This window comes from Paenibacillus amylolyticus (assembly GCF_051136285.1).
GTDB lineage: Bacteria > Bacillota > Bacilli > Paenibacillales > Paenibacillaceae > Paenibacillus > Paenibacillus amylolyticus_F.
Genome location: NZ_CP194938.1, coordinates 248,785 through 267,340 on the forward strand (window position 1 = coordinate 248,785; position 18,556 = coordinate 267,340).

The 18,556-nt window shown below is 47.3% G+C and carries 13 protein-coding genes; all 13 read left to right on the forward strand.

Annotated features, from left to right (window positions below; translation table 11 throughout):
- The first annotated feature begins 70 nt into the window (after positions 1-70).
- Complete coding sequence (locus tag ACR8BL_RS01135; protein WP_434750906.1) at positions 71-2,836, forward strand: CHASE3 domain-containing protein; 2,766 nt, start codon at positions 71-73, stop codon at positions 2,834-2,836.
- A gap of 273 nt (positions 2,837-3,109) precedes the next feature.
- A complete protein-coding gene (locus ACR8BL_RS01140) occupies positions 3,110-4,732 on the forward strand; it encodes a PucR family transcriptional regulator (protein WP_434750907.1) in 1,623 nt (540 codons plus the stop codon).
- A gap of 279 nt (positions 4,733-5,011) precedes the next feature.
- Complete coding sequence (uraD, locus tag ACR8BL_RS01145) at positions 5,012-5,548, forward strand: 2-oxo-4-hydroxy-4-carboxy-5-ureidoimidazoline decarboxylase (protein ID WP_434750908.1); 537 nt, start codon at positions 5,012-5,014, stop codon at positions 5,546-5,548.
- Between the two features lie 16 nt (positions 5,549-5,564).
- Positions 5,565-5,942: a hydroxyisourate hydrolase gene (gene uraH / locus ACR8BL_RS01150; RefSeq protein WP_434750909.1), complete on the forward strand. Its 378-nt coding sequence runs from the start codon at positions 5,565-5,567 to the stop codon at positions 5,940-5,942.
- A gap of 42 nt (positions 5,943-5,984) precedes the next feature.
- A complete protein-coding gene (gene ggt, locus ACR8BL_RS01155; RefSeq protein ID WP_434750910.1) occupies positions 5,985-7,580 on the forward strand; it encodes a gamma-glutamyltransferase in 1,596 nt (531 codons plus the stop codon).
- Between the two features lie 80 nt (positions 7,581-7,660).
- Positions 7,661-8,986, forward strand: a complete 1,326-nt coding sequence (locus ACR8BL_RS01160) for a 5'-deoxyadenosine deaminase (protein WP_434750911.1) — start codon at positions 7,661-7,663, stop codon at positions 8,984-8,986.
- Between the two features lie 62 nt (positions 8,987-9,048).
- The gene (locus ACR8BL_RS01165) at positions 9,049-10,092 is read left to right on the forward strand and encodes an XdhC family protein (RefSeq protein WP_434750912.1); all 1,044 of its coding nucleotides are present in this window, start codon (positions 9,049-9,051) and stop codon (positions 10,090-10,092) included.
- Complete coding sequence (locus ACR8BL_RS01170; protein ID WP_434750913.1) at positions 10,058-10,708, forward strand: nucleotidyltransferase family protein; 651 nt, start codon at positions 10,058-10,060, stop codon at positions 10,706-10,708. Before ACR8BL_RS01165 ends, ACR8BL_RS01170 begins: the two co-directional genes overlap by 35 nt.
- A gap of 78 nt (positions 10,709-10,786) precedes the next feature.
- Positions 10,787-11,746, forward strand: a complete 960-nt coding sequence (locus tag ACR8BL_RS01175; protein ID WP_434750914.1) for an FAD binding domain-containing protein — start codon at positions 10,787-10,789, stop codon at positions 11,744-11,746.
- Positions 11,747-11,851: 105 nt separating this feature from the next.
- Positions 11,852-14,164, forward strand: a complete 2,313-nt coding sequence (gene pucD / locus ACR8BL_RS01180) for a xanthine dehydrogenase subunit D (protein WP_434750915.1) — start codon at positions 11,852-11,854, stop codon at positions 14,162-14,164.
- A complete protein-coding gene (locus tag ACR8BL_RS01185) occupies positions 14,161-14,733 on the forward strand; it encodes a (2Fe-2S)-binding protein (RefSeq protein WP_434750916.1) in 573 nt (190 codons plus the stop codon). Before pucD ends, ACR8BL_RS01185 begins: the two co-directional genes overlap by 4 nt.
- Positions 14,734-14,866: 133 nt before the next feature.
- Complete coding sequence (locus tag ACR8BL_RS01190; RefSeq protein WP_434750917.1) at positions 14,867-15,259, forward strand: hypothetical protein; 393 nt, start codon at positions 14,867-14,869, stop codon at positions 15,257-15,259.
- A gap of 323 nt (positions 15,260-15,582) precedes the next feature.
- Entirely contained in the window at positions 15,583-17,871 is a 2,289-nt protein-coding gene (locus ACR8BL_RS01195; protein WP_434752970.1) for a glycosyl hydrolase, read from the forward strand.
- Positions 17,872-18,556 lie beyond the last annotated feature (685 nt).

Here is an 18,556-nt window from a genome sequence, read left to right on the forward strand (position 1 = left end):
CATATAAAATACTAATGCAACAGATTTCATGACTTTATTCAGTATTCATCAATATTTGGAGGGTCCTACGTTGTCTAAAACGAGAAGATTTACGATACGCTCCAAAATTGTATTGGGCTATCTTGTGGTTGTGCTTTTATTTGGTGTAGTACTGCTGGTACTTTCGGCCCAAATCGATGTGTTGCAGAAGGAAAATGATTTTATCAGTCATCATGATCTGGACGTACATAATCTGACCAACGCGATTGAAAAAAATGTGCTGGATATGGAAACGGGACAACGAGGATTCATGCTTACCGGAAAAGAGAGTTATCTTCAGCCTTATGATCAAGGTCTTTCTGAGTGGAACGCCAATTATGATCAGTTATATTCCTTAATCAGCGATAACCCGGCACAGCAACAAAGTTTGCAAAATATTAAGTCCCATATTACCCGCTGGATTGAGATTGCTGGCGAACGATCCGTACAGCTGAAGAAAGAAGGGGATCAGGACAAGGTTCTCGCTTTTTTTGAAACAGATCCCGGTAAAAGGGAAATTGATCTACTTCGGTCCCAGCTTACCACCTTTCGTAATACCGAAATTATGCTGACGGAAGCCAGAGTGACGGATTTAGCGAACCGTAGTTCGACTCTGCTGACGATCATGTACACTCTGTGGGCTCTGATTGCAGCGTTGTCCATTGCCGCAGCTTTAATCATCTCTGGCAATATTGTGAGAACGCTTCAAGAAGTGAAGCAGACGATTAGCGATATTTCCAGAGGGGGGAACCTGAAGCAACGGATACGAGTGCGAACACGAGATGAAGTCGCTGATCTCGGGCATGAAACGAATAAGTTGCTGGATGAAGTACAGGAACAAAACCGGGTGAAGGATCAACTCACGGGTATTGCTACGCTTTTGCAGAACCCAACAACACTGGAAGGCTTGTCCCGTTTGTTCCTCAGTGAGCTTGCTGCTATGCTGGAGATTCCGTACAGTGTGCTGTATTACTGGAAAGACAACCGCTTGGTACGTGTGGCTGCTTATGCAGGGGGCGGTGAGAAGGAACATTCACTTGGGAAAATATCACTTGCACCCGGCGAAGGCCTGGTGGGCCAAAGTGCCATGGAGCAGCGGGTTCTGCGAATGAATGATCTGCCCCAGAATTACATCCGGATTGCTTCCGGGTTAGGCCATACCTCGGCAAGTTCACTTACTGTTGTGCCTATCCTGTTTGAAGGAAAGACCATAGCTGTCGTGGAGCTCGCGTCGATGAAGCCTTTACCAGAGCAATCCATGGAATGGATCAGGGAATTAACGGTGATCTTCGGTGTTTCGCTTCATTCGACGGTCACGCGGATGGAGTTGCAACAGCTTTATGATGAGTCACAGGTCTTGAACGAAGAGTTACAGGCACAATCAGAGAAGTTGCAGCTTCAAACGGAAGAGATGCAATCACAGACGGAAGAATTACAGATGCAGACAGAAGAATTGCATATGCTGAATGAACGTTTGGAAGCCCAGAAAGGTGCTGCCGAAAATACAGCCCAAGAACTTGCGGTGCTGGCCAATCAACTTCGCACAAGTTCGGGATACAAATCGGAATTTCTGGCGAATATGTCGCATGAGCTGCGAACGCCCCTCAATAGCATGCTGATTCTCTCCGAAATTTTGGCTGAGAACAAACATCATCATCTGAGCAGTGAAGAACAGAATTATGCTGCCGTCATTCATAGATCGGGTAAAGACTTGCTGAACCTTATTAACGATATTCTTGATCTGTCCAAGGTTGAAGCCGGGCAGATGGAAGTGGAGTTTGATGATGTTTATCTCGACACGTTGCCAGAAGTGATGAATCAGTATTTCTTGAAAACAGCAGAGCAGAAAAAAATTGACTTCCGAATTCAATTGCAGAGCCCGCTGCCGGATACGATTAAAACGGATGAGATGCGGATGCATCAGATTCTAAGAAATTTACTTTCGAATGCGTTCAAGTTTACGAGTGAAGGTGAAGTTGCGCTGACGATCTCTCAAATGAGTCTGACCGAGCCCGATCAAGCGGGGCAGGATACAGAAGTCATTGCTTTTTCCGTAAGTGATACAGGAATTGGCATCGAGGAGAATAAGTTGGTTCAGATCTTTGAGGCATTTAAACAGGCTGATGGTGCAACTGCCCGTAAATATGGCGGTACAGGGTTAGGCCTTTCTATCTCTCAATCCCTTGCTTCGTTGTTAGGTGGTTCAATCTCGGCAGCAAGTCGCGTGGGACAAGGCAGTGTATTCACGCTGTTTCTTCCTCTGCATAGAGAAGGCCCAGCAGTAAAGAATGAGCAGGGCCACAGACTTTTTATTGATGAAACAGAAGAAACAACGTCAGAAGAACATAATATCTCGTCATCACCTCAGGTGCAGGTGGATATGAAGAATCGGGAGATCTTGCTAACTCCGCTCCAGGAATCCTTATTTAGCGGCCGCCGTATTCTTGTCGTGGATGATGATATCCGTAACGTATATGCACTTGCGAATGCTTTGGAGCAATATGGCATGCATGTGATCTCTGCTCAGAATGGAACGGAATGTCTGGAGCTATTGGAACAAGGAGGGCTTAAACCGGATATCATCCTGATGGATATTATGATGCCGGAACTGGATGGATATGAAACAACTCGCCGGATTCGGGAACGACTGGGGCTGACGGAGCTTCCAATCATTGCACTCACAGCCAAAGCGATGAAGGAAGATCGGGATAAATGTATCGCCGCCGGTGCAAATGACTATCTCAGCAAACCGCTAAATATCAAAGATGTATTATCCCGTATGAAATTATGGTTGAATCACGAAAAGATGGGGATTTGATCTGATCAGGCTGATCATCGCTGTTATAAAAATGAGGATGCGTATGTAAAAAATAAAACCTATGTCCGTGGCAGCATGATGATGCTGTCATGGAGACATAGGTTTTATTTTTTTCTCATGTAAGCTTCTTTTTGGAAGTTGGTGTTATAATACTTAACAAATAACTGAAGAAAAGGTTTTGATCATTCTGATTTTTGGGTGGGATGATAAATAAACAGTCTTTACTAAGTGAGATGGTTACATTATACGTCAATTATATGGGAGGTCATGTCCATGCAGCTTACCGTTAAAGAAGCTTTACAGGTATACCCGCTGTCCGAGGCTAAACTGGTTGCAGGCGAGGAAGGGACTTCACGCATGATGAAGTCTGTAAACGTCATGGACGCCCCTGATATTGCAGATTGGATCAAATCGGGGGAAATGCTGTTTACGACTGCTTTTATGATAAAAGATAGTGAGCCGGACGCCCTTCGATTGATGCAACGTCTAAATGAACGTGGATGTGCCGGTCTTGGTATCAAGCTCGGACGTTTCTGGCAATCCATTCCCGAAGGCATTGTGGAGGAAGCGGATCGACTTCGTCTGCCACTCTTGGAACTTCCATTCCAGTTCACCTTCTCCGATCAGATGAATGCTTTGTTTAAAGTGGAGCATGAACGCAGTCATCGATTGCTTCATGAGGTGGTGCAGAAACAGAAGAAATTGATGCATTTTGCATTACAGCAGCAACAGCATCGCAATGTGTTTGCCGAAATGTCCATGATCCTCAATTATTCGATTGCAGTCATAGGTCCGCGCGGGCACATACTTTATGCGAATGACGATGTAATGTCGGACAATGGAGTTATGCAGGGTTGGCCTTGGAAATCGGTCATGCACCGGGTGAAATGGAATCAGGGAAGTTGTCATCGTGTGCCGATTAAACAAACGGACGAAGAGTATGGTTTCTTGTTGGTATATACGGACTCTGCCTTGTCCCTGCGAGCGGAGGAAGAGCTATTTCAGCAGGCAGCAGATGTGCTTGCCTTTTACATGGATATGACTTACCGCGAGCATATCAATCCAACGGTTCAGGATGAGATGCGCACGCTGCTTACCCAGTATGTGGATCAGAAACTAACGATGCAGGAACTCATGACTTTGAGTGAAAATAAAGGCGTGCACCTGTTTCAAGGCACGTATCAATGTGTGTTAACTACGCTGGAACCGAATATCTTCGCTGAGGGCAAACTGCTCAAACAGATTCATCGGGAGCTGCAGTACAATCCGCTGATGCAATTTACCGCTTCCCAGCATTTTCAGATGAATGAGGGAATCCTCTCTATCTATAATTGTCCAACCGGGCGTGATTATGGTGAAGAGTTATCTGCTTTTCTCATCAATCGATTCGGCGATGTATTCACAGCCCAAGAAGCCAAGGGGGCACCGGGGCCTCGTTTCTGGATTAGTAAAATGAAACATGAGCCGACGTCACTGCGTGAAGCGTATCATGAATGTCTGGATACACGTCATCTGGCTCACAGGTTCGGTATGAAGGATCGAGCATTACAATTTGAGATGTTGGAATTTGCGTATGTTTTCCAACATGTGCCGGAACAAATTATGGAGAATTACTGTAACAAAGTGCTCGAACCATTGCTGGCCAGAGACGGCGATCCCAATCAGGTGCTCATGAGCACATTGGAGTCTTTTATTGAAAATGATGGATTAATTAATGAAGCAGCCAAAGAGCTTTATGTACACCGAAATACGGTAACTTACCGTATGGAGAAGATCAGCAGTCTGCTGCAATTGGATTTCAAAAAGACGAATGATTTGCTCAAATTAAAGCTGGTCTTCACCTTCCGTAAGTTCGTGAAGGATAAAGAAAAAAAACCTCTCAGACTTCGGATGTAATGATTAATGCTCGTGATGCTTATGATGCTCATAATGTAAGAGATGCGCTGAGTGATGGTCATACAGTCATACAACGATGAAATAAACCGCACTTTCCTAACCGGTGAGTGCGGTTTATTAACGTGAAGAGGAAAAAGAAAAGAGAAATCCCGTGCATGAATAACAATTCACATGTTTGATGTTATGTTATATCACAAAACAGCGTGAATATTATTGTCACATCTTATTGTGATGAATATAATGAGGAACAATAATCGATCTTAGACCGGAGGTTTTAACATGAGTGATCCTATACATCTCATTAATAGCTGGTCTGATGCACAGTTTATACAAACATTCGGCTCTTTGTTTGAAGATTCGGCATGGATTGCAGAGCGTTCTGCCGTCCTTCGGCCTTTTGATTCATTGGAAGAGATGATGCGTGTTATGACACAACAAATTCTGGCTTTGGAGCAGGAAGAGAAGCTGGAGTTGCTTCGTAAGCATCCGGACTTGGGGGCGCGAATCAGCATGAGCAGAAGCTCTGCCGAGGAGCAGACAGGTGCCGGTCTGGATTCACTCTCGATAGAACAGTATAACGAGCTTCGGCAGTTAAACAAAGAGTATACGATGCAATTTGGCTTTCCATTCATATTAGCAGTTAAGGGGCATACAGCTGCATCCATTCTTGAATCGATGCGAATTCGGCAGAGGAGAGGTCCGGAGGATGAATTCGGGACAGCATTAAATGAAGTCTTTAAGATAGCTGATATACGGTTGCGACAATGGCTTTCACAGTGCGGGGCGGATCTTGAGAATGATGAAAAGAGAAGATAGAAGGTGATGGTATCCGATGCAACTAAATGCAGGCCGAATTACTACACATGTGCTGGATACATCCAAAGGTGTCCCTGCCTCAGGAGTGCGGATTGAACTGTACGTTGTAAAAAGGTCGGGAGACGTGGAATGTAGAAGTAAGGTGGCGGAATCGCGTACGAATAAGGACGGGCGTCTGGATGCACCTTTGCTGCGGGAAGGGATGCTGGAAGAGGGTGAATACGAACTGCGTTTCCATGTAGATCGATATTTTGCACAAGGAGCTCAAACGGAGAAGGGCAATGTTTTGTGGACTGTGGTGCCCATTCGTTTTGCAGTGATGGACGCCGTGAGTCATTATCATATTCCCTTATTGATTGCACCAGGGGGATATAGTACTTACCGGGGAAGTTGACCTTTCACATATCCGATTAGATTCAGGAAAGGGGGGAGCTGCATGTTAAATCAGATGCCGATGGGGCGAAACGCAATGGTAACTACACCACATTATCTGGCAAGTGCGGTGGGGAGTTCCATTCTTCATCTGGGGGGCAATGCCTATGATGCTGCTGTGGCCGTGAGTGCAGCCCTTGGTGTAGTGTTCCCGCACATGACGGGGCTTGGGGGAGATGCATTTTTCCTGATTCACGACGGGGCAAGCGGTGAGGTTACGGGCTATAACGGAAGCGGTCGCTCGGCTGAAGGGCTCCATGCAGAAACGTTTAAAGCTATGGGGCTCAAAGCGATACCGCAGCGGGGGGTACTCAGTGCCATCACCGTTCCTGGGATGGTGGATACGTGGTGGGCGGTCTGGTCACGGTACGGCAGGCTTCCTTGGGCACAATTGCTTGAACCCGCCGTGCAGTATGCAGACGCAGGTTGCCCTGTATCCCGTGATCTGCGGTTCTGGATGGAACGGGATGAGGAATTGATTATGGGGCATACACCGCTTCGAGCGGTCTTTGCCCCTGCTGGCACCCTTTTGCAGGAAGGGGGGATTTTCGTTCAGAAACAGCTTGCCGCCTCCTTAAGACTTATACAGTCCGAAGGGCGGGATGTATTCTACACGGGAGAACTAGGCAGACAATTAACGGCAGCTATTCGGGAAGACGGAGGGATGCTTGCACGAGCAGATTTCGCTAATCATCAGGGCGAGTGGGTGAAGCCTATCGGCACATCGTATCGTGGTTACGAGGTTTATCAGCTGCCGCCTAATTCACAAGGGTTCTCCTTGCTGATGATGTTGAACATGCTGGAGCATGTAGATCTGTCTGTTGTGGCACGTACGTCACCTGAATTTTATCATCTGATGGTCGAAGTGGTGAAAAAGGCTTTTAAGGATCGAGATCGGTATCTGACTGACCCGGATTTCAGAGAGATCCCGCTTACCCATCTGTTATCCAAACCCTATGCACGGCAGCTATGGAATGAAATCCAGTCTGCGCCGTCTACTGCACAGCCATTTTTGTCTCCAATCTTGGGGCAGGATACCGCTTATGCTGCAGTGGTGGACGCTGAAGGTAATGCCGTCTCCTTTATCCAAAGCTTGTACTATGATTTTGGCGCAGCTTATATCCCGGGCAATACGGGGATTTTAATGCAAAACAGGGGTTCTTTTTTCTCTCTGGACACGAAGGAAGCCAATGTTCTCGAGCCAGGCAAACGTTCTTTTCACACGCTCATGCCAGGTCTGGTGATGCGTAACGGGAAGCCCGTTATGCTGCTTGGTACACAAGGTGGAGAAGGGCAGCCGCAGACGCAGTTATCTGTTCTGACTGGGGTTCTGGACTATGGTATGAGTATTCAAGAGGCGATTAACCTGCCACGCTGGCTATATGGTCGTACATGGGGTGAAAAGAGTGACACGATGCGAGTGGAAAATCGGTACCACGATGATGTGTGTACTGCTCTTGCGAAATGGGGGCATAAGGTTGAAGCCAGAGCGCCATGGGATGGAATTATGGGACACTCACAGGGGATTGTCATTCGGGAGGATGGCCTGATCAGTGGCGCAGCTGACCCCAGAGGGGATGGAATCGCGATTGGCTGGTAGTTACAGAGAAAGAGCATGAGGTAGAGAACGAACAACACAGGACAAATAGACAAGATAGAACGGGGATAGGGGAGATTGGCATGGGAAAGATTCTTCTCAAAGGCGCACAGCTCGTCACTATGAATGCGGAAGAAGATGTATTTACGGGAGATCTGCTCATTGAAGATAACAAAATCAAAGAAATTGCCTTACACATTGATGAGACGAGGGCAGATCAGGTCATTGATGCACGAGGGAAAGTGCTGCTGCCCGGCTTTATCCAGACCCATATTCATCTGTGCCAGACGTTGTTTCGCGGACGTGCGGACGACATGGAGTTAATGGATTGGCTTCGCAAACGCATCTGGCCGTTGGAGGCGGCGCATGATGAAGAATCCGTATATTACTCGGCGATGCTCGGGCTAGGGGAACTGATCTCCAGCGGTACAACGACGATTCTTGACATGGAGACGGTGCATCATACGGAATCCGCGTTTCAAGCGATGGCACAGAGCGGCATTCGGGTGATCTCAGGCAAAGTGATGATGGATCATGGGGATGAGGTTCCTGAACCTCTGCGCGAAAATACGGCGGAGTCACTACAGCAAAGCGTTGATTTGCTGGAAAAATGGAACGGTTTTGGCGGGGGCCGCATTCAATATGCTTTCTGTCCACGGTTTGTCGTATCCTGCACAGAGGAATTGCTGGTGGAGGTGCGTGACCTCTCCAATAAATATCACGTTAAGGTGCACACTCATGCCTCCGAGAATCGTGGGGAGATTGAACTGGTAGAACATGAACGAGGTATGCGCAACATCGTCTACCTTGATCACATTGGCCTGGCTACCCCTCGGCTCGTGCTTGCTCACTGTGTGTGGCTGAGTGAGGAAGAGAAGGAGATTATTCGCAAACGTGGTGTAAAAATCACCCATTGTCCCGGTTCCAATATGAAACTTTCCTCCGGGATTGCGGACATCCCCGACCTGTTGAACCGGCAGATCGCAGTGGGGATCGGGGCAGATGGTGCGCCATGTAATAATAATCTGGATATGTTCCAGGAAATGCGTATGACGGCTCTGATTCAGAAGGTGCCGCATGGGCCGACAGTGATGGATGCCAGAACGGTACTGCGTATGGCAACGATGGGTGGTGCGGAAGTGTTAGGCATGTCCAGAGAAATCGGCAGTCTCGAAGTAGGCAAAAAAGCAGATATGATCCTGCTGGATCTCGATGATTTTCACACATACCCATCCTATGAAACCGATATTTATTCCCGTGTTGTCTATTCAGCAACTCGTAGCTGTGTGGAAACCGTTATTATCGATGGCAGCGTTGTGCTGAGTAGTCGTAAGATCCAGACAATTGACCGCAATATCGTACTGCGAGAGTCGAATAAAAGCATTGCCCGTCTCATGAAACGCATGTAATCGAAACGTACACGTACACCAGCTTTTCCGGCCTATTAATTTTCTAATCCCGAGAAGGATGAATGGCAGAAGGTAGAAAGGTGGCGGCTCAGATGGAAATGCATGATCTGTGTGCTATTGCGACTCGGGAAACTCGAAGCGTGCTCGCTACTGCGATTAAGGTGGAAGGGCATGCTTATCGTAAACAGGGCGTCTGCATGATCATTACCGAGGACGGCAGGATGTTTGGCAGTATCAGCCCGGGCTGTCTGGAGAGTGATCTGCAAATGCGGGTGAGCCGGGTACTGGAGACGGAGCAATTCGAGCTTGCTACTTACGATATGCGACCCGAAGATGACTTGTCTTGGGGTGAAACGATCGGCTGCGGCGGTCTTGTGGTCGTGCTGATTGAGCCAATTATCGGGGAATTGCGTTACATTATACAACAGATGCAGCTAGTTTTGGATACTGGTTCAATGATCTCTTTTGGTCGAACATTTAATGAAGGTTACAGTGACGTCCAATATGAATGCTCAAGAATAGAATCGAGTCATTGGATAAAACCATGGAATATTTCTCATCCTCACTCATTCACTTCGCACTATGCTCCCAAACCGCGTTTGATCATCGTTGGAGCCGGAAATGACGTTGTACCGGTTGCCAGATTGTCTCAGTCCGCTGGATTTCGTGTAGTCATCACAGATTGGCGAGATTCCTTCTGTACACCCGAACGTTTTCCTGAAGCAGTACTGATACAGGGGTTTCCTCAGGAGGTTTTCTCGCAACTAAACATTAAGGAACAGGATTATATCCTTCTGATGAGCCACCAATTCCCGCGGGAACGAGAGATGTTAGAACTGCTGGCGGGCAGTCAATATGCGTATCTCGGCATTATGGGTTCACGTACCCGTACGGCTCGTTTACTTGATGGATTGCCGCCGCTGGATCATGTGCATAGTCCGGTTGGTTTGTCCATCGGGGCAGCCGGACCGGAGGAGATCGCGATCAGCATTGCTGCTGAATTGATTGCGGACAGACGGATAAGAACGACCAGGAATTCCGCGTTGATGGTCAAAAAAAGGAGCGGAGCTTATGCAAACGACAGGTATCGTTCTGGCGGCGGGTAAGAGCACCAGGCTCGGACGAGATAAACTCTCGGTCACCATGCCGGATGGAAGAGCGCTGGCGGCATGGACACTGGAAGCCGCCCTGAACTCCGGTTTGGATCAGGTTGTCTGTGTGGTCAAACCGGAGGACAGCCTTGAATGGGTGTCCGAGGTATGGCTTCGAACATCCTCGTACACGTATAATTCAGAATCCAGATTCCGCATTGCATTATGCAGAGATTATGCCGGCGGTATGGCGAACTCTCTTCACTGCGGTATATGGACAGCCATGGAGTACAGGCCGAAAGGCGTTCTGATTCTGATGGCAGATCAACCCCTTCTAACGACAGAGGAGATCAATCATGTCGCTGCGGTATTGGGTGATAACCCCATGTGTGATTATGTATCGGGCACGGAAGGTGAGGGAGGTAAACCGCCGGTTGCTTTTCGCTCCCACATGTTCGGTCCGTTGTTGTCCCTGCATGGAGACGAGGGAGCACGTAAAATGCTTTGCAACCCAAAATACCAAGGTGTTCAAGTGACTTTACCCCAAGAGAGCTTCTGGGATGCTGATACAGAGCCGCAATTGCAACGGATTTTGAATTATGCAGAAGAACGGATGTGGAGAGAAGCCTGAGAATAAGACATCTTGCAACACGTTGCAAGAAAGCCCAAGAGTTTTAAGGGAACTCAGAAGAATAAAGGAGGGGGAGCCATGGTAACGCCGAGATACGGCTCTGGTACACTGCCCTCTGTGTGGCAACCGGATAGTCTGCAAGAACTGCGTATCATTCGAGAGCGGCTTGAAGGAAGGTGGTGTTATGCTGCCGGAGGAACGTTGTTGCGAACCCAGTGGGAATCAGAAGTGAAAGTTCCACCTGAACATCTGGTTAGTTTGGCCCGCATTCCCGAGATGAGCGGAATATCTCTCCAAGGGGATGAGATTGTGATTGGAGCCATGACCCGTTTAAAGGAATGTGTAACAGATCCTTTGCTTCTGCGGCTTCCTATCTTGCACGAGGCTGTCTTGGCCATTGCAGCTCCTTCTGTACGAAACCTGGCGACCATCGGTGGAAATATCGCATCAGGTGTCGGGGATTCGTTACCGGCTCTGCTTGTGTATGACGCGGAGCTACATTGGCTGACCTGCCATGGCATGGAGACTCAAAATGTGAGGTCATGGCTATTAGATGGACGGGATACAAGGCTGAATGCAGAAGATGTATTAGTCTCCATTCATATTCCGTGCAGCCGTGTGAGAGGAGACCTGACGTCTTGTGATTCGGAGCAAGGCATTTACGAGTCCGATCAATCTATCCCGGAACGAAATCAGCAAATATCCTTTTACCATAAATTAGGCCGTAGAGAGGCATTTACTGCCTCACTTGTTACCGTAGCTTTTCTCGGGGAGTTTGACCCGGATGACAGACAATGGAAACGGATTGCGATTGCTGCTGGTGGCGGATCGGGTATAGCGGTGAGACTGACTGAGACGGAGCAGTGGCTTCGATCAGGAAAAGCAGATGCTGCTCAAGCTGCCGGGCTTGCAGCCCATGTTGCTGGCGAATTTGCATCCTATACGGATGCTTTTGCAACCGAAACTTACAGGATACAGGCAGCAGGAAATTTAATTGGAGCGGGTCTATGGCAGGCTTTTCAATCCATTCGTATCTAGGATGCCTAAACCTGAGCAGTATCTATGTCGTTATGTCATCTGGGCATCTACCGGAATCGACAATTCGAGGCTCGAAAAAAGGAGCAATGGAAGGGGAGAGACATCATGCTGATTAACCGGGAACAGAGCGGGAAACGCTGGCACCTGCGGCCGGATGGCCCTCCAAAGGTAACGGGGCAACTACAGTATCTGACCGATATGACCTTGCCTGACATGATCTATGGTAAAGTGTTGCGAAGTGTGTATCCCCATGCACGGCTGCTGTCCGTCGATACATTGGAAGCGGAGGCGATGGAGGGGGTATATGCCGTGTTAACGGCTAAGGATGTCCCTGGGCTTAACCGATTCGGGATTGCGACACCGGATCAACCCGTATTCTGTGAGGATGTTGTTCGCTATGTTGGTGATGCGATTGCCGCTGTTGCGGCCGACTCACCCGAACGTGCTTTACTTGCCTTGGGAGCCATTCGGGTGCAGTATGAGGAGCTTGAACCGTTGGACAGCACGGATGCTGCACAAGCTGCAGGTGCGCCGGAACTGCATCCGCATGGTCCCGGCAATGTGTTGCATCGCACAGAGATTAAACGAGGAGATGCCCAGCAAGCTTTTGACACATGTGATTATGTTGTAACGGAGACCTATTATACCCCGAGACAAATGCATGCATATATGGAGACAGAAGGTGGCCTGTTTGTCCCGGATGAGGAGGGACGTCTTCATGTCTATGCGGCAACGCAGCATGGATATAAGGATCGTATGCAGCTCGCACGTATTATTGGTTGCCCGGAAGAACATATTCGAGTGGTGTCGTCACCCATTGGCGGCTCGTTTGGCGGGAAGGATGAACTGAACGTACAGCCTTACGGTGCGCTACTTGCGTTAAAATGCGGCCGTCCTGTCAAGATGCACAACTCGCGCAAAGAGTCGGTACGGGCAGGATTGAAACGCCATCCGATGAAGATCGAGATGCAGACGGGCATGAGCCGTGAAGGCATTTTGCAGGCGCATCGGGTTCGTATTACGGCAGATACCGGTGCCTATGCAACGCTTGGCGCACCAGTATTAAACTTCTGTACCGAGCATTGTATGGGGCCGTATGTGATTCCGCATGTGGATGTAGAAGGTGTATCTGTATATACGAATAATGGACTATCAGGGGAGTTTCGAGGTTTTGGAGGGAATCAGGCGATCTTTGCGATGGAAGGTCAGATGGATCGTCTGGCACAAATGATCGATATGGACCCTTGGGAGTTACGCAGGCGTAATTTGCGGCAGAAACATGATCCAGGACCCTTGAACCAGCGTATTTTGCCCACGGATGGACTATCTCAAGTATGGGAAGCGATACACCGCTCGGAACTATGGCAAAAGCATCTTCATCCCCAGGTGGAATTGTCACTTCCTCCATGGATCAAACGGGGAGTCGGTGCGGCCATCGCAATGCATGGAGCCGGGCTTGGTTACGGCATTCCAGACCCTGCAGGCGGACGATTGTCTCTGAATGCCGAGGGTAAGATTGAAGTGGCTTTCAGTTACGAGGAATTTGGGCAAGGTCTTGTAGCCACGCTGGAGATTATGCTCTGTGATCTGTTCCAGTGCCAACCATCGGATCTGAGCATTGTTATTGGGGATACAGATCGTGTGCCACATAGCGGCTCCAGTACGGCATCCCGTTCCACCACGATGGCTTGGATGGCCTTGCAGCGTTTGCAGCATGGTTTCCGCTCCAAGCTGCTTGATGTTGCTTCAGAAATTACAGGGATCTCTGCGGCGAAGCTGGTGACAGGACCAGGGGGAGTATGGATAAAGACAGAGGAATCTGTATCAGCCTCTTCCTGCCCAGTCGTTTCCTATGGTGAGCTTGTGAAGCAGGGTGAAGCGCAGGAGTGGATTTTTGATACCAGCTTTCATTATCCCACCACGCCGGACGATGTTATGGGGGGGCATTACCTCTATACGTATGCCGCGGTGGTTGCGGAGGTAGAGGTCAATACACTGACCGGCGAAACCAAACTACTGGATACACGGCATATTGTGGCTGCAGGGCCGATAATCAATCCGATGGGGTATGTAGGTCAAATTGAGGGCGGCAGTGTGATGGCGCTTGGATTTACGTTAACCGAGGATGCCGTCATGCAGCATAGTCGTTATGTTACAGCCAATCTGGACACCTATTTGATTCCAACGATTAAGGATATCCATACGCAGCTGGAAGTAGAAGCGATTGAAGATTTACCTGAAGGAGATCCATTCGGACCGAGAGGCATTGGCGAGATTGGTTCCGTTGCGCTTGCACCAGCTATTACAGCGGCGATTCACCAGGCGACAGGTGTATGGGTTAATCGTCTTCCCGTGCCGCGTGAAGAGTTGAGTAAGGGACTAAGTGTTCTTTTACCAGAAGGAGTGAAGCCATCATGATCAACCAACCCCTCAAACCGGAATGGAGCGCTGTGGTGAATGGACAGTCAAGACAACTCATCGTTTCCCCTGGAACCCGACTTGTCGATATCCTGCGGAATCAATTACAGCTAACCGGAACCAAGGTGTCCTGTGAGGTTGGACGCTGCGGTGCATGTATGATCCTTATGAATGAAGAGCCGGTCAATGCCTGCCTCGTTATGGCTTATCAATGTGAGGGCAGTGAGATTACGACAATTGAAGGACTTCATGGTGAGAAAAAGGGAGAGCTTCACCCGATTCAACAAGCCTTCGTGGAAGAAGGCGGATTCCAGTGTGGATACTGCACCCCGGGTATGATCATTTCCACCAAGGCTTTACTGGACGAGTGTGCAAATCCTTCGCAGGAACAGATTGAATCGGGGTTATGCGGCAATCTCTGTCGTTGTACAGGATACGGCGGGATTATACGGGCGGTAAACAGGGCAAGTGAGCGTTGCGCAGCCAAAGGAACGATTGAAATTCCGCTGAAAGAAGACGTTAGCAGATCAGCAGTTAACATTTTACAAACAGATGTTGCTGAAACCTGACTATCCGAAGCAGAATCAAAGCTTAAGTTTTACGCAAAATTCTGGTAATATTAAGAATAATAGAGAATTTTCTGCGAGTGAGAGATAGAGCTCTGCACGTAGAAGGTTCTTATTTTTTTGTGGGGTGATTACTATGAAGAAAAAACATTTGTTTCTCGGTGCAGTGGTAAGTCTGCTTCTGATTATGCTGCTCGTAAATTACGTTGAAAATAATGAAGCCGTCGTAAATACAAGCCAGTTTGTCGAAAGTTATGGGGGCGATCATGGAACTTACAAAGCAACCGTAACGTTTGAGATGATTCCAGCGAAAAAAGCAAGCAACGTAAAAGTTCTGGTTGTATACCCGAACAATACGATCGAATATCATGATGTTCTTTCATCTAATGGACACTATCGTTTGGATATAACAAAAAACGTGGAAGAACTCGTCTTGGACAACAGCAATGATACGTCACCGGAATTCATGATTACTTGGGTGTCAGGAAATAAAAAAAGAATTAAGTATGTTTATTCGGGTGTCAGATGAATGAAGAGATTAGATACATAAGGATGCATAAAGTATGAAAAAACAAAGTTTATGGACATGAATAGAACCGTTTTCGTTATGTTTTTTGTGAAGTATTATTTTAGTGAACTCATAGATTTATACTGAAAAATAAAGCATTTACCGAACAAAAATAACCATATATTTACAACTAACTCCGCTCGTGATATGTTTACATATGAAAGCGTCATCATGATTAGAGTTATGCACATTTCGCTCTCACATTTCAAATGGAAAGGGAGATGAAAATGAGAATCGGAATGAAGATGGGAAAAAAGATTGAATGGAGGAGAAGGGTTCAAAAGATGCTTGCCGTGATGTTAGCATGTGTGCTGTTGTTTGGCATGCTGATTGTTCCTGCACCTGCGGCGCAAGCGAATGCCCCGCTGTTGACCATTGAGGGCGAAGATGCGGAGCTAACCTCGGATTTGCAGGTGGTTAACCAAATTTACGGACAACCTAAACCTGGCTATTCGGGCAGCGGATTTGTCTGGATGCAGGGTTCGGGTACGATCACCTTAAACGTGACTGTTCCCGAGACAGGAATGTACAGCATTTCTACCCGCTATATGCAGGAGCTTAGCATGGACGGCAGGCTTCAATATTTGGCGGTAAACGGGGTAACTAAAGGTTCTTACATGCTTCCGTACACGACGACGTGGTCGGACTATGATTTTGGTTTTCACAAATTAAATAAGGGCAGCAATAGTATTCAACTGAAGGCTGGCTGGGGGTATGCTTATTTTGATACATTTACAATCGATTATGCCGATCTTGATCCGCTAAATGTGCAACCTGTACTCACGGATTCTCAGGCTACACCGGAAACACAACGATTAATGGACTATTTAACGGAGGTATATGGACATAACATCATTTCGGGTCAACAGGAGATCTATGGAGGAGGAAATGACGGAGATTCGGAACTTGAATTTGAATGGATTCATGATCTGACAGGTAAATATCCAGCCATCCGTGGTTTTGATTTTATGAACTATAACCCGCTTTATGGCTGGGAAGATGGTACAACCGATCGCATGATTGATTGGGTCAATAACCGGGGAGGAATTGCAACCGCATCCTGGCATATCAATGTGCCGCGTAATTTTAATACGTATCAGCTTGGCGATTTTGTGGATTGGAAAGAGGCGACCTACAAACCGACCGAAACGAATTTTGATACAGCCAAGGCTGTAATCCCGGGTACGAAGGAATATCAATACGTCATGATGACGATAGAGGATTTGGCGGAGCAGCTGCAGATATTACAGGATAACGATGTGCCGGTCATTTTCCGTCCTTATCATGAAGCAGAAGGGAATGGAGGGTTGAATGGCGAGGGAGCCTGGTTCTGGTGGGCTTCTGCTGGAGCGGATGTGTATAAAAAGCTCTGGGATATGATCTACAAGGAGCTGACCGAAACGTATGACCTGCATAATCTGATCTGGACGTACAACAGCTATGTATATAGTACTTCTCCGGCTTGGTATCCTGGGGATGATCAGGTAGATCTAGTGGGCTACGACAAATACAATACGATCTACAACCGTTATGATGGATTGTCGGGTGTTCCAAATGAGGATGCGATTAGCTCTATTTTCTATCAGCTGGTGAACCTGACCAATGGCAAAAAGATGGTGGCAATGACAGAGAACGATACGGTTCCGAGTGTGAAGAATCTTACCGAGGAAAAGGCGGGCTGGCTCTATTTCTGTCCGTGGTATGGTGAGCATCTGATGAGTGATGCATTCAATTATCCGGCCACATTGAAAGCGCTCTATCAAAGCGATTACGTCATTACTCTGGATGAGTTACCGGATCTGAAGGTGAATCAGCCGAATCCAAGTGCGGTCATCTCACCCGGAAGTGCAACCTTTGATAAAGAAGCAAGTCATGCACAAAATATCACAATTTCTCTCACCTTGAACGGGCATCAGCTTACAAACATTTCGAAAGGAGCGGTGAATCTCGTATCCGGGCAGCATTATACGGTATCAGGATCAACGGTGGTGTTAAACCAGTCTTATCTCGCAACATTACCTTTGGGTCAGACGAGTCTAACTTTTCATTTTGACGGAGGTAATGATGCCGTTCTTAAGTTAAATGTAGTGGATAGTTCGGTTGTTGTTGTGCCACCTGACAGTAACTTAACGATTCAGGCCTACAATGGGAATACAAGCGCTTCGACCAACGGGATTGCTCCCAAATTCAAACTCATCAATTCTGGCGATACCGCCATTAACCTGAGTGGTGTAAAGGTTCGGTATTACTATACGGTTGACGGAGAAGAAGCACAGACCTTTTGGTCGGATTGGGCAACTGTTGGAAGTGCTAACGTCACTAGTACGTTCGTCAAGCTGGCGACTCCTGTGGCTGGAGCTGACTATTATGTGGAGGTGGGGTTCACCAGCAGTGCAGGTACGTTGAATCCGGGCGAAAGTGCAGAGATTCAGGCACGTTTTTCGAAAAACAACTGGTCGAATTACAACCAGGCGGATGACTATTCCTTCATGGCAGCGGGAAATCAATATGTGAATCATAACAAGGTTACCGGATACGTAAGTAATCAGTTGGTATGGGGAATTGAACCTTAAACAATAAAATCAAACAAGACTGGATCTGTTGGCTGCTCAACGGGTTCGGTCTTGTTTGATTCTGCTCGGAGAAACAAAAGTGGAATAAATTGGGTCAGGAAGTGAATATCATTACCATAACTAATATTATGTAAACTTATATTTTTCGATGTCATTCATAGACACAGTCTATGACATTGAGAAAAGATAAAGGCCTGATTAATATTAAAATGCACCCTCTGGTTAGATGGATTCAAGCTTGGAAAAATGATCTCAATTGCAGTGCGCAAATTCCATTTTATTAGGGCAGTTTAAACCGGGTGTAGTTTCCCGAAAATCGTTTTCGATTCTGCCAGAAAATGCGCAGTTGCTGCTTCTAACTTTTGCTCAAAACGGCACTCTTACTCAGGTTACAACACTCCATAATCCAAGCAACGTGACTTAATCTCTTGAACGGGGAATGGCAAGGAAAATGACCTTGAAAATTGGAAAAAATATTAATGTTAAGACGAGTGAAAAGGGAGCGATCCTTACGCTAAACTTGTCTCGAAATAAGTGGAAATCAACTAATTAATAAATGGGAAAATTAGCAAATAAATCGATAAGAGGTTGCTGCTACGCCGTTTATAGATTGATTTGATATGGATTTGCGATAGATTTTCAGATGACCTTCACGGTATGCTGTGAAAAACCAGAAGGGAAGTGG

Excerpts from the sequence above, each read along its gene's own strand:
- ACR8BL_RS01140 (WP_434750907.1), top strand. The coding sequence starts at position 3,110 with ATGCAGCTTACCGTTAAAGAAGCTTTACAGGTATACCCGCTGTCCGAG.
- uraD (WP_434750908.1), top strand. The coding sequence starts at position 5,012 with ATGAGTGATCCTATACATCTCATTAATAGCTGGTCTGATGCACAGTTT.
- uraH (WP_434750909.1), top strand. The coding sequence starts at position 5,565 with ATGCAACTAAATGCAGGCCGAATTACTACACATGTGCTGGATACATCC.
- ggt (WP_434750910.1), top strand. The coding sequence starts at position 5,985 with ATGTTAAATCAGATGCCGATGGGGCGAAACGCAATGGTAACTACACCA.
- ACR8BL_RS01160 (WP_434750911.1), top strand. The coding sequence starts at position 7,661 with ATGGGAAAGATTCTTCTCAAAGGCGCACAGCTCGTCACTATGAATGCG.
- ACR8BL_RS01165 (WP_434750912.1), top strand. The coding sequence starts at position 9,049 with ATGGCAGAAGGTAGAAAGGTGGCGGCTCAGATGGAAATGCATGATCTG.
- ACR8BL_RS01170 (WP_434750913.1), top strand. The coding sequence starts at position 10,058 with ATGCAAACGACAGGTATCGTTCTGGCGGCGGGTAAGAGCACCAGGCTC.
- ACR8BL_RS01175 (WP_434750914.1), top strand. The coding sequence starts at position 10,787 with ATGGTAACGCCGAGATACGGCTCTGGTACACTGCCCTCTGTGTGGCAA.
- pucD (WP_434750915.1), top strand. The coding sequence starts at position 11,852 with ATGCTGATTAACCGGGAACAGAGCGGGAAACGCTGGCACCTGCGGCCG.
- ACR8BL_RS01185 (WP_434750916.1), top strand. The coding sequence starts at position 14,161 with ATGATCAACCAACCCCTCAAACCGGAATGGAGCGCTGTGGTGAATGGA.
- ACR8BL_RS01190 (WP_434750917.1), top strand. The coding sequence starts at position 14,867 with ATGAAGAAAAAACATTTGTTTCTCGGTGCAGTGGTAAGTCTGCTTCTG.
- ACR8BL_RS01195 (WP_434752970.1), top strand. The coding sequence starts at position 15,583 with ATGCTTGCCGTGATGTTAGCATGTGTGCTGTTGTTTGGCATGCTGATT.